The 12,635-nt window shown below is 37.7% G+C and carries 10 protein-coding genes; 3 read left to right on the top strand and 7 right to left on the bottom strand.

Going from position 1 to position 12,635, the window contains the following annotated elements:
- Positions 1–290 precede the first annotated feature (290 nt).
- Positions 291–1,481, top strand: coding sequence for a Na+/H+ antiporter NhaA (gene nhaA, locus RGQ13_RS10840; protein WP_348389767.1), 1,191 nt, complete (start codon positions 291–293; stop codon positions 1,479–1,481).
- Between the two features lie 124 nt (positions 1,482–1,605).
- Here the strand turns inward: nhaA and RGQ13_RS10835 are convergent, their stop codons facing one another.
- The 5 genes from RGQ13_RS10835 to udk all read right to left on the bottom strand — a co-directional run bounded on the left by RGQ13_RS10835 (position 1,606) and on the right by udk (position 6,644).
- Entirely contained in the window at positions 1,606–3,057 is a 1,452-nt protein-coding gene (locus tag RGQ13_RS10835) for an alkaline phosphatase (RefSeq protein WP_348389766.1), read from the bottom strand.
- A gap of 76 nt (positions 3,058–3,133) precedes the next feature.
- The gene (locus RGQ13_RS10830) at positions 3,134–3,718 is read right to left on the bottom strand and encodes a thymidine kinase (protein ID WP_348389765.1); all 585 of its coding nucleotides are present in this window, start codon (positions 3,716–3,718) and stop codon (positions 3,134–3,136) included.
- Between the two features lie 90 nt (positions 3,719–3,808).
- Positions 3,809–4,576 (bottom strand): deoxyribose-phosphate aldolase, encoded by a 768-nt coding sequence (gene deoC, locus RGQ13_RS10825; RefSeq protein ID WP_348389764.1) that lies wholly within the window; start codon positions 4,574–4,576, stop codon positions 3,809–3,811.
- A 151-nt stretch (positions 4,577–4,727) separates the two neighbouring features.
- Complete coding sequence (locus tag RGQ13_RS10820) at positions 4,728–5,975, bottom strand: NupC/NupG family nucleoside CNT transporter (RefSeq protein WP_348389763.1); 1,248 nt, start codon at positions 5,973–5,975, stop codon at positions 4,728–4,730.
- Between the two features lie 36 nt (positions 5,976–6,011).
- Complete coding sequence (gene udk / locus RGQ13_RS10815; protein WP_348393400.1) at positions 6,012–6,644, bottom strand: uridine kinase; 633 nt, start codon at positions 6,642–6,644, stop codon at positions 6,012–6,014.
- Between the two features lie 184 nt (positions 6,645–6,828).
- On the opposite strand from udk, the gene RGQ13_RS10810 reads away from it, so the two are divergent.
- Both RGQ13_RS10810 and RGQ13_RS10805 read left to right on the top strand, forming a co-directional pair.
- On the top strand, positions 6,829–8,049 hold the full coding sequence (locus RGQ13_RS10810; RefSeq protein ID WP_348389762.1) for a phosphopentomutase: 1,221 nt from the start codon (positions 6,829–6,831) through the stop codon (positions 8,047–8,049).
- A gap of 192 nt (positions 8,050–8,241) precedes the next feature.
- Positions 8,242–10,563, top strand: coding sequence for a TonB-dependent receptor (locus tag RGQ13_RS10805; RefSeq protein WP_348389761.1), 2,322 nt, complete (start codon positions 8,242–8,244; stop codon positions 10,561–10,563).
- Between the two features lie 77 nt (positions 10,564–10,640).
- Here the strand turns inward: RGQ13_RS10805 and deoD are convergent, their stop codons facing one another.
- Both deoD and add read right to left on the bottom strand, forming a co-directional pair.
- Positions 10,641–11,351, bottom strand: coding sequence for a purine-nucleoside phosphorylase (gene deoD / locus RGQ13_RS10800; RefSeq protein WP_348389760.1), 711 nt, complete (start codon positions 11,349–11,351; stop codon positions 10,641–10,643).
- A 69-nt stretch (positions 11,352–11,420) separates the two neighbouring features.
- The gene (gene add, locus RGQ13_RS10795) at positions 11,421–12,425 is read right to left on the bottom strand and encodes an adenosine deaminase (RefSeq protein WP_348389759.1); all 1,005 of its coding nucleotides are present in this window, start codon (positions 12,423–12,425) and stop codon (positions 11,421–11,423) included.
- Between the last annotated feature and the right edge of the window lie 210 nt (positions 12,426–12,635).

Genomic DNA, 12,635 nt, shown 5'->3' with positions numbered 1-12,635 from the left:
AGTAGAGCTGATTGTTCGGCTCTACTTTATTATTAGTATAAGAAATTCATCGAATGAAATTATGCTGATTTAGCTTCCCACCGTTTGTAATTTATTAAACTTACAATTTCCGCACTTATCCCTAATAACTCAATCTCATAACTAGCCAATTCAATTTGATTGGTTTATCGACATAATTAATCTAATTTTTATACAACTTTGTATCTATATGTTAAAACACACTATTATTAATAGTATTCTTGCTATTATGACATAGTTATTTTCCAATTTACCTATCCCAATGGAGCTTTATGAATAACCAAGATAATTTCATCACAAACTTTTTTAAACTTGAATCTGCTGGTGGCATCATTCTAATGATAGCGGCGGTTCTTGCCATGATTTGTGCAAATACTTCATTAGATCATTATTACAATTTATTTTTAGATACTCCCGTAGAAGTTAGAGTTGGTCCTTTAGAGGTCGCTAAACCTCTATTGTTATGGGTAAATGACGGATTAATGGCGATATTTTTCTTTTTAGTTGGCTTGGAATTAAAGCGAGAATTAAAAGAAGGTGAACTCGCTGATAAACGCAATATCATCTTACCTGGAGTTGGTGCTATTGGTGGCATGTTAATTCCAGCTTTAGTTTATGTGTACTTTAATTACGATGATCCTGAAGCAATTAATGGTTGGGCAATACCTGCCGCTACCGATATTGCTTTTGCGTTAGGTGTATTAACCTTACTTGGCTCTCGCGTACCAACGTCAGTAAAAATATTTCTAACCTCACTCGCTATTTTTGATGATATTGGCGCAATTATTATTATTGCGTGTTTCTACACTGATGATATTTCTACTACTGGTTTGATCATCGTTGCTTGTTGTCTGCCTATTTTGTACTTATTAAACCGTAATAAGGTAGAAGCCAGAAGTTTGTATATGGTCATTGGCGCAATTATGTGGGTGGCCATGCTTAAGTCAGGCGTTCATGCCACATTATCTGGAGTATTAGTGGCGTTATTTATTCCTATGCGCTCTAAAACTAACCCTGAATATTCGCCATTGAAAAGTTTAGAACATGATTTGCATTCAGTAGTAGCATTTATTGTGTTGCCGGTATTTGCTTTTGCCAATGCTGGGATCAGCTTAAAAGGCGTTGGTCTTGAAGATGTAATGCACAGTGTCCCGGTTGGCATCGCTTTAGGTTTATTAATTGGTAAGCAAATAGGGGTGTTTGGTTTTTGTTGGCTGGCAATTAAGCTTAACTTTACCAAACTACCAAGTGGCATGAACTGGAAAACGCTCTACGGTACTGCAGCGTTATGTGGTATTGGTTTCACTATGAGTTTATTTATTGGTTCGTTAACATTTGAGGCGGGCGCCATGGTTAAATTATTTGATGAACGATTAGGGATTATAATTGGTTCATTGATATCTGGTATTTTAGGTTTTATCGTATTGAAGTATTCTTTACCTAAAGCTGCAAAGTCTAGTTAGAAAATTATATAACCTGAACAAAGAGGCCAGCAAATTGCTGGCCTCTTTGGTTACGAATTACGAATCCATTTCATTTCGAATTACGAAGCAGCTATCGAAGCGTTAGCGTATTCGAACTTTAATGCTACTCTTTACCCATTAACTTAAACAACTTCTCAGCAATTTCAATGTTGTCTTGAAATCCATAGAACTGCTCTTTGCCTTGCCCTATAGCATAAACAGGTACATCAATTCCTGTATGTCCACCACTGGTCCAGCCGCTATGTGTTCGTATATCAATAATGTTTTTTATCGCATCGTAATATCTTTTAGTTAATGCTATTTTCGCTTCATTGGCGTTTAACTTTTGCTGCCTTGCCGCTAATGTTTGTTCTAACTTAATCACATTAAACTGTAAAATCTCTTCTTCACTTATAGTAAAACCTAAAAGTTCAGTAAGGTGTTGATCCGTTATTTCGTTAGTCGCTAATAGATTGGCAATTTTGTTCGGAGATTTTTTTAATAATTGAATAAAGTGAGGTTGCCACTCGTAAACACCATTTGAGCCAATACTAAAGCCACCAGTATTATGATCAGCGGTTAATACAACTAAAGTGTTAGGGTTATGTTTCACATAGTCCTTTAGATATTCCATGGTTGTGGACAAATCATTCATTTCACCCATAGCATAAGCTATGTCGTTACTGTGTCCACCCCAGTCAACTTGGCTTGCTTCAACTAACAAAAAGAAACCATTGTCGTTTTCTAACTGTTTTATTGCAGTTTGAGTTAATGTCCTAAGCCTATTTTTATTATCACTATCAAGAGCAGATGGGAGGGCAACATCGGCAAATAAACCTAATACTTGTTTATTACTATCTAAAGTACTTAATTGGCTGAACTTATCAATGTATTGATAGCCGGCAGCAACAAACTCATCTTTTAGATTTCTATCTTCTCTAATAAAATACTTTGTGCCGCCGCCAAGCATTACATCGGCTTTAAATTTACCATCTATTTTTAGATCAAAATAGTTATCTGCTATAGCATTGTAATTACCGCGTTTTTCATTTTTAGCAATGTAAGAAGCAGGGGTTGCATGCACAATTTGCGATGTAACAGCAATACCGGTTGTTTTACCAATTGATTTGGCCCACTCAAGCACTGTTAAATGCGCTTGTTTTTGCTGATCGATACCTATGGCACCATTATAGGTTTTGATTCCAGCAGCAAGAGCCGTTGCACTTGCCGCTGAATCCGTTACAAAAAAATTATTTTTTTTAACTCCACTGGCAAGGGCTGCACCACTTGCATCCGATGTTGATATATAACCTGATTCTGAAGCTGGATAAGTACTTGCAGAACCAACTAATATTTGATCAAATATGGTACGTTCAACTAATGGTGTACCGGGGTCATCATGATAATAACGAAATGCAGTAGGGTATGCCGGCCCCATACCATCGGCTACAACCATTATTATGTTTTTAGGTTGAACTTGAGTGTTGGACTCAACATTATTGTTAAAATCACAAGCGCTTAGAGTTAGTGTTGAAAGGCCTAAGAACAGTAGGCTAGAAATAGATTTGAAATTCACTACAACGTCCTGAAAAAATTCATTTTTTAAGACGAATGATACTAGCACGCTTCACTTTTAAGTTAAATTGGTTAATTTACTGTTTATCCCAAACCAGTGCTTTAAAATGTTGTCGGCAAACAGATTCATAAACATCGTTACCTCCAATTTGTACTTGCTCTCCTTGAGTGACGGCTTTGCCATTACTATCAAATCGAATAATAAAGTTTGCTTTGCGACCGCAATGGCATACAGTCTTAAGTTCTACTAACTTATCTGCCCAGGCCAATAAACTTGCACTACCAGTAAATGTTTCACCTAAAAAGTCAGTTCTTATACCATAGGCAAGTACAGGAATTGATAATTTATCCACAATTTCAGTAAGTTGTAATACTTGTTGTTTAGTTAAAAATTGAGCTTCGTCAATTAAAATGCAATGTATTTGTTCGCTGGTTAGCATTTCATTAGTTTGTTGAAACAGATCTGAAGCTTTATTAAACATTATTGCGTCAGACTCTATCCCTATACGAGATGTAACCTTACCTACACCAAAACGGTTGTCTAATTGTGCGGTAAATACCTTCGTATTCATCCCACGTTCTATGTAGTTATAAGACGACTGCAGCAAGGATGTTGATTTTCCTGCATTCATTGCCGAGTAATAAAAGTAGAGTTGTGCCATTACGTTAAGTCTCTAAATACTAAAAAGCCTATTTATACCCCTTTCTGAGCTGATAAATAGGCTTTACTAGTAACTGATTAAGTTAATTGATTAATAACCAGTACCAGCCTTTTTCTCACCGTGCCCAAGCGTTGCTAATAAATTACCCAATAAACCGCTGGCACCAAATCTGAAATTTTTAGCTGAAATCCAATCATCGCCTAAAATGTCATTTGCTAAATTGATATAAATTGTTGCATCTTCAACGGTGCGTACACCACCTGCTGCTTTAAAACCAACGCTTGGGTTAAGTTCTTTAATTACTTGCAGCATTAGTTTTGCCGAATGAGGGGTTGCGTTAACCGGAACTTTACCGGTAGATGTTTTGATAAAATCAGCACCTGCGTTAATCGAAATTTCACTCGCTTTAATGATTAACTCATCAGTAGCTAATACACCAGTTTCTATAATTACTTTTAATAAAACATTATCAGGGCAAACTGCTTTACACGCTTTAACTAGTTCAAAGCCCACACTTTCATTACCACTCATTAATGCTCTATAAGGGAATACAACATCGACTTCATCTGCGCCATAAGCAACCGCAGCTTTTGTTTCTGAAACAGCAATATCAATATCATCGTTGCCATGCGGGAAGTTTGTTACCGTAGCGATCAAAATACCGCTGCCTTTTAATAATTTTTTAGCAGGAGGAATAAATCTAGGGTAGATACAAATGGCTGCTGTACTTCCAGCTACTGATTTTGCTTGGTTACAGAGTGTAGCAACAATGCCATCTGTATCAGTGTCATTTAAAGTGGTTAAATCCATGTAGCTTATTGCTAGTTTAGCAATTGCGTTCATGTTGTTTGTTGTCATGTTTACCTCGAAGTTACAAATCTATCGCCATCCATAGCGATTTGCATTCCATCATCCATGAAGTGAGCCGATTCCACTGTCATCCTTGGCGAATCGGCATTCCATCATCCCTGATGTAAAAAAAGCCCACATCTATGCGGGCTTAACAAATTTACGCTAAAGAGATGAATACACCGGCAATTGCTGCACTCATTAGGTTTGCAAGAGTGGCAGCAAATACTGCTTTCATACCAAGCTGAGCAATATCATGACGACGTGATGGCGCTAAAGTACCAACACCGCCAAGTAATATTGCGATAGAAGCAAGGTTAGCAAAACCACAAAGAGCAAAAGTAATAATCGCCTGTGTACCAGAGCTTAATTGATCTTTAATGTCCATAAAGTTGATATAGGCTACAAATTCATTTACTACAACTTTTTGACCAAGTAAGCTACCCGCATGAAAGGCCTCGCCCCACGGCACACCTAACATATAGGCAACTGGTTGTAGAACATAACCTAATATCATTTCTAAGGTTAAACCATCAATACCAACTAGGCTACCAAGCCAACCAATAAGCCCGTTTAATAAGGCAATTAAAGCAACAAAGGCCATTAGCATTGCACCAACATTAAGGGCTAGCATCATCCCTTTACTTGCACCTTCTGCCGCTGCATCGATAACATTTACTGCATCTTTTTCTTTACCTTCGTCAGGTACATCTTCAAAGTCATTCGTTGGCTCTTCTGTTTCTGGCATGATGAATTTGGCCATTAATAAACCGCCAGGTGCAGCCATAAAGCTAGCCGCTATAAGATACTTTAATTCAACTCCCATACCAGCATAACCAACTAATACCGCACCAGCAACAGATGCTAATCCGCCAACCATTACCGCAAACAATTCAGAACGGGTCATTGTTGGCAAGAAAGGGCGAACAACTAATGGCGCTTCAGTTTGGCCTACAAAGATATTTGCTGTAGCAGATAAAGATTCTGGATGTGAAGTTTTTAATAGTTTCGCTAATCCACCACCTAAAAACTTTATTACTTTATCCATAATACCTAAATAATAGAGTACAGCGATTAACGAAGAGAAAAAGACGATAACTGGAAGAACCCGAATAGCGAATACAAAACCAACACCATTAGCAAACATTGCATCAGTGCCTAAACCTCCGAATAAGAAACCTATACCCGCTGCTGAGAAATCTATTATGCTCGCAACAGCATTTGATACACCTTCTAATATTGCTCGGCCACCATCGCTATATAGTACTAGGGCAGCCAAAAATACTTGTATAGCAAATGCACCACCAACAGTTCGCCAGTTTATGCTTTTTTTATGTGAGCTTGCTAAATAAGCAATACCTAGGATTAAGAAAATCCCAATCACACCACGTAAAGTATTAAAGTCCATCAATTCACCTATGGGTTAGTAAAATTTAAAATTTGATTATGAATTCGCTAGCTCGCGAACTTTTGCTTTTATTAATTCGAGGGCCATTCTATTGCGGCCCCCTTTAGTTATAACAATATCGGCATGCTCTCGCGATGGTTCAATATAGCGATAATACATTGGGCGAACAGTGTCTTGGTATTGGTTAGTCACTGATTCTAAATCTCTACCTCGTTCTTCAAGATCGCGTTTTATACGACGAATTAAACAAATATCTAATGGCGTATCCATAAAAATATTAATATTAAAACGCTTACGCAGGGCCTTATCTGTTAATAATAAAATACCTTCAACAAGTACTACTTTTGCCGGTTTAATTACTTCAACATCATCACTGCGAGTATGTTCAGTATAGCTGTAAACTGGGACATTAATGGGTTGGCCTTGGCTCAATTCTAATAAGTGCTGAGCAAGAAGTTCATGCTCAAATGCTTTTGGGTGATCGTAATTGGTCTTTATACGTTCCTCAAAAGGCATATGATCCTGGCAACGATAATAGGAATCCTCTTTGATGATCGTCATGCTGTCAGAGCCTAGTTCATCGACTAGCTCATCATATATTGTTTGGGCAAATAATGATTTGCCCGATGCAGATGCACCGACTACAGCAATGATTGTTAGGTTATTAATGGACAAGAAGCTTCCTAATAGATCTACACTTGTAAATAGTATTGACTATTTTCCATTAAAAACTAGTGATTGTTAAGGAATTATTGAATTAAGTACAATTAATCAAATGAATGTATAATATAATTACAGGAATTTAATCTATTGTATAAAGATTATTGTAAGTTATTCAAAAGGTAGAAAATAAATGGCAAGAGCTTTAGTCTTAGTAATTGATAGTTTTGGATTAGGTGCAGCACCCGATGCTGATAAGTTCGGTGATGTTGGCGCCAATACCTTTGCTAATTTAGCTGAAGCTTTTCATCATGAAACAGGTCGAAAACTTAACTTACCTAGGCTATCAGCACTGGGGTTAATTCATGCGGCAACTAATGCGGGTAAAAAATCGCCGGCTGTAAATGGAGTAGCACCACAGAGCGGTGCCTATGGCTATGCCGCTGAAATAAGCTCAGGTAAAGACACGCCAAGTGGACATTGGGAAATGATGGGAGTACCAGTGCTATTTGACTGGGGTTACTTTGATAATAAGGATGAAGCTTTTCCACGTGATTTACTCGCTAAAATTTATCAAAAAACGGGTATAGAAGGGTGCTTAGGAAATTGTCATGCATCAGGTACCACAATAATAGCTGAACTTGGTGAGCAGCACATGCAAACTGGTATGCCTATTTGTTATACCTCCGCGGACAGTGTGTTTCAAATTGCTGCCCATGAAGAATCGTTCGGTTTAGATAATTTAAATAAATACTGTGAACAAGTGCGTGAGTTATTAACCGAACTTGATTTAAATATAGGCAGAGTTATTGCTCGTCCATTTATTGGTACTTGTGCTAGCGATTTTGAACGTACCGGGAATCGCCGAGATTATTCTATTTTACCACCTGCACCAACCATGCTTGATAAACTAGTCGAAAGTGGTGGCAAGGTGATAAGTATTGGTAAAATAGCCGATATTTATGCCCACCAAGGTATTTCACAAGGGTTTAAAGCTACAGGCCTTGAAGAGTTAATTGACACCAGTATTGAGCAGTTAAATAGCCAAACCGACAACAGTTTAATTTTTACTAACTTAGTTAATTTTGATCAAGACTTTGGCCATCGTCGTGATCCAATTGGTTATGGTAAAGCACTAGAATATTTAGATGATCGTCTAGAGGATGTTTTGAATGCATTACAAGATGACGATATGCTGGTGTTAACTGCGGATCATGGCTGTGATCCAACTTGGCATGGCAGTGATCATACCCGCGAATATGTACCGGTGATTTTTTATCAAAAAGGCATGCCTACCATCGATTTAGGTGAGCGTGATACCTTTGCTGATATAGGAGCCACTCTAGCTGATATATTCAAACTTTCACCGTTAGAGTATGGAAAATCATTCAAACAGCAGCTAAAAGTACAGTAAGTTAAAATTTTTTAAACACCTGGTTACAAAAATAAACAGGTGTTTAACATATCATTACACCTTCAATTCCTTTATAATTCTCCCTGTAAAATTTTGTTGTATTTACTTACATTAAAAAAATAAATAAAACTTAAATCGTTTTGCTGTTTACCGAAAGTGATCTAAATCGCTGCGTAAGCACAGGGAGAAAACATGAAAACCTTTAAAAAGCATGCTCTAACCATGGGCATTCAAGGCGCGTTATTGTCTGTTATGGCAACAATGTCACCAACTCTACTTGCTGCTGAAGAAGCACAAGCTCTTGATTCAACTAAACTGGAAGTTATCGAAGTTACTGCACGTAAACGTGTAGAGAACGCACAAGAAGTACCTATTTCAGTTACTGCATTACAAGGCGAAAAACTTCAAGCTATAAGCTCTGGCGCTATGGACATTCGTTTTTTAAATGGCCGTATTCCTAGTCTTTCAGTTGAATCATCTTTTGGTCGTACTTTCCCTCGCTTTTATATGCGCGGTTTAGGTAACTCAGATTTCGATTTAAATGCATCACAACCTGTTTCTCTTGTTGTTGATGATGTTGTTCAAGAAAACCCTATATTAAAAGGCTTTCCCGTATTTGATGTCGCTCGCGTTGAAGCGTTAGGCGGACCACAAGGTACGCTATTTGGACGTAATACTCCTGCTGGCCTAGTTAAATTTGATTCTGTTAAACCATCACAAGATTTTGATGCATTTGTTTCTGTTTCATATGGCAGCAAAGAAACGTCTGATGTGAGGGCTGCGATCGGTGGTGGGTTAACAGATAACCTTTCTGCTCGTATTTCAGTGTTAAATCAAGACCGTGGTAACTATATTGATAACAAAGCGCCAGGCTTTGAAGAAGATGATGTGTTAGGTGGTTATACTGACCAAGCTATGCGTCTGCAGTTTTTATACGAAGGGAATGATTTCAACGCATTGTTCAACTATCACATGCGTGATTTGGATGGTGAACCTGTTACCTTTTATGCTAATGCATTTAAACCTAATTCAAATGAACTAGGCGGCGAAGGTTGGGATGGACGAGACACTGTATGGCATGATTCAGCATCACGAGCAACTCAGCAAGTTGAAACAGAAGGTGCTAGCTTAAAACTTGATTTTGATTTAGGCGATTATACCGTTACGTCAATCACTGGTTATGAAAGTGCTGAGTTGTTTTCTCGTGCTGATGTTGATGGCGGTTATGGTGCTGCATGGGCTGCAGATTGTTGTGGTATGCCTATGGGGCCGGGAATTATCATGCTTGATTCTGAAACAGCGGATGCGATCCCAGATCATGAACAAATCACTCAAGAGTTACGCCTAACCAGTAACCTATCGGGTGATTTTAATTACCAAGTTGGTGTGTTTTACTTTAGTGAAGATTTAACTATTGAAAGTTTTGCCTATGAGACTGTATTTGGCTCAGGAGCGCAAACAGGTTACGTAATTCAAGAACAAGAAACTACTGCCTGGGCGGTGTTTGGTTCATTTGATTATGATTTTTCTGAGAAAACATCGGCAACATTTGGTATTCGTTATTCAGATGATGAAAAAGATTACAATAACTTAAGAACACAATCTCCACTGTCAACATGCTGTGACTTTCCGCATGATGCAGCAGGTTCAGTTAAAACTTCTGATGATCACGTAAGTTGGGATATCAGTGTTAATCATAAATACACTGACGATATTAATCTTTATGCTCGTGTTGCCGATACCTTTAGAGCACCGAGTATTCAAGGTCGTTCATTGTTTGCATGGGATGAGGGGATTTCTGTTGCAGACTCAGAAACTATTTTATCATTTGAAACTGGTGCTAAATCAGACATCTTAGATGGCAGCGGTCGTGTTAATGCTTCAGTATTTTATTATACAATGGAAGATCAACAGTTAACTTCTGTTGGTGGCGACAGCAACACTGCTCGTTTATTAAATGCCGATGAGACAGTAGGCTATGGTTTTGAAATAGACTCTGAGTTTATGCTTACTGAAAATTTAGCAGTAACGTTTGGTGCTAGTTACAACAATACTGAAATCAATGATAGTGGATTATCGATCCCTGTTTGTGCTCAATGTACAGTTACTGATCCGATTATTCCTGGCGATCCAGCGACATTCACTCCTGACAGAGCAATCATTGATGGTAATAGTTTACCGCATGCACCTGAGTGGATTTATACATTCACTGCACGTTATTCTCGTGAAATTGGTGAAGGTGAGTTTTATATTTATACCGATTGGGCGTATCGTGATGAAATTAGCTTCATGTTGTATGAATCTACCCAGTTTACCGGTGATGCATTATTAGAAGGTGGTGCACGTACAGGTTACGCTTGGGAAACCGATGCTCAAGAATACGACGTATCATTATTTGTTCGTAACATGACTGATGAGCAACAAGCAATTGGTGCAGTTGATTTTACCAATAATACCGCTATTGTTAACGAAGAGCGCTTTGTTGGTGCTGAGTTTAAAGTAAGTTTCTTCTAAACTTTATCTTTAAACATAAACTAAAATGGCGACTAAACAGTCGCCATTTTTAATTCATGTTATTTAATTTAAATGGTTTATTGTAATAACACTGATTCTAAGGCGATTTCCATCATATCTCTAAACGATGTTTGTCTATCTTGCGCAGATAAGCTTTCACCACGTTTAATATGATCGCTCACCGTTAAAATACATAACGCTTTTTTACCATATTCTGCGGCAACGCCATAAAGACCAGCCGCTTCCATTTCAACTCCTAAAATGCCGTGTTTGGCCATAGTATCGAAAAATTCAAATTCTGGTGTATAGAACAAATCAGCAGTAAAAATATTACCTACTTTAATTGGTTTATTTAAGTTAGCTGCAGCATCTACCGCATTTTTTAATAACCCAAAGTCAGCAATAGCGGCAAAATCATGGTTATTAAATCGCATGCGATTAACTTTCGAGTCGGTACTTGCCCCCATACCAACAATTACATCCATCATGTTAACGTCATCTAATACTGCGCCACAGCTGCCGATACGAATGATGTTTTCTACGCCGTAGTCTTTATAAAGTTCAGTGGCATAAATAGAAATAGAAGGTACACCCATACCTGAGCCCATAACCGATATACGCTTACCTTTGTATGTGCCGGTATAACCTAAAATATTACGCACGGTATTGAAGCAAACTGCGTCTTCAAAAAAAGTATCTGCAATTAATTTGGCTCTTAGTGGATCGCCTGGCATTAAAACTGTTTCTGCTATATCGCCAGCGCTGGCTTCTATGTGTGGAGTTGCCATATTGAGATTTCCTACTTATAAAGTGTGTATTAAGACTATCTAATCCAATAAATTTGAATTAGATAGTAATTAAATTTTAGCTGACTTTTCAGCTAGCAATGATTGTTTTTCTGAATCACTTATAAATGCAGCATTTAATGCATTTAACTGGATATCTTGTAATTGTTGGTTAGTTAAACCTAACTGTTGTTTAGCCAACGTATATTCGTGCTTAAGTTCAATGCCTTCAACTGCAGGGTCGTCAGTATTCAGACATACTTTAACGCCATGCTCTAAGAACGTATGAATAGGGTGCTCGCTGATACTATTAATTGTGCCTGTTTGGTAATTAGAGGTTAAGCAGGTTTCTAGGGTTATGTTATTTTGAGCTAAATAATCCAATAAATTCTTATCTTCATAGCTTTTAACACCATGACCGATACGTTGGGCATTTAACAGCTTAATAGCTTGCCATACACTTTCAGGACCCGCTGCTTCTCCTGCATGAATTGTTATGTTCAATCCCGCGTTAGATACCTGTTTGAATTGATCTTCAAATAATTCGGCAGGTTGACCTAATTCATCACCCGCTAAGTCAACCGCAACTAAGTGTTCCTTATGAGCAAGAAGCGAATCCAACTCATGCTGACATTTTTCTAAGCCAAAAGTACGGCTTAATATGCCAATCAAATTTGCTTTTACATTAAACTCTTTACAGCCTTGTGTAACACCTTCAATAACTGCCGCAACAACATCTGCTGTTGGTAAGTTGTGTTTCATTGCCATGTAATAGGGAGAAAATCTAAGCTCAGCATAATCAATACCTGCTAGTGATAAGTCTTCTACGTTTTCAAAGGCGACACGTTGACAGTCTTCTAAGCAGGATAATACATTCACGCCCCAATCAAGTTTTACTAAAAACTCCATTAAATCACTGGCTTTGTCTTCAATACGTACATGGGGGATAAAATCTTTAAAATGTTGTACCGGTAAATCAATGCCATTTTGTTGCGCAAGATCCCAAATAGTATCTGGACGTATATTGCCATCAAGGTGGCGGTGTAAATCTATCAGCGGTAAGGTTTCACAAATCATTTAAAGAAGCCATTTAAAATTGAACTAAAAGGTAAATATAAATATATACCCTGTTATCGAATAAAACAGGGTGATTTTTTGATTTACTTGTTTATTATGGCGAAGTTTAAATTATTTTAATTAAAAGATCATAAAATTGACGTAATTACCTTATTGATTGGTCATTTTATTAACAATTAGAGCATTTACTGAAATTTGTCATTGGCTTGT

Origin of the sequence: Thalassotalea psychrophila (assembly GCF_031583595.1) — a bacterium.
In the GTDB taxonomy this organism is placed as follows: domain Bacteria; phylum Pseudomonadota; class Gammaproteobacteria; order Enterobacterales; family Alteromonadaceae; genus Thalassotalea_A; species Thalassotalea_A psychrophila.
Note: the sequence above shows the minus strand (reverse complement) of the source record. Positions and strands in the feature narration are given on the sequence as shown.

Coding starts and splice junctions, on each gene's coding strand:
- nhaA (WP_348389767.1), top strand. CDS start 291: ATGAATAACCAAGATAATTTCATCACAAACTTTTTTAAACTTGAATCT.
- RGQ13_RS10830 (WP_348389765.1), bottom strand. CDS start 3,718: ATGGCACAACTCTACTTTTATTACTCGGCAATGAATGCAGGAAAATCA.
- deoC (WP_348389764.1), bottom strand. CDS start 4,576: ATGACAACAAACAACATGAACGCAATTGCTAAACTAGCAATAAGCTAC.
- RGQ13_RS10820 (WP_348389763.1), bottom strand. CDS start 5,975: ATGGACTTTAATACTTTACGTGGTGTGATTGGGATTTTCTTAATCCTA.
- RGQ13_RS10810 (WP_348389762.1), top strand. CDS start 6,829: ATGGCAAGAGCTTTAGTCTTAGTAATTGATAGTTTTGGATTAGGTGCA.
- RGQ13_RS10805 (WP_348389761.1), top strand. CDS start 8,242: ATGAAAACCTTTAAAAAGCATGCTCTAACCATGGGCATTCAAGGCGCG.
- deoD (WP_348389760.1), bottom strand. CDS start 11,351: ATGGCAACTCCACACATAGAAGCCAGCGCTGGCGATATAGCAGAAACA.
- add (WP_348389759.1), bottom strand. CDS start 12,425: ATGATTTGTGAAACCTTACCGCTGATAGATTTACACCGCCACCTTGAT.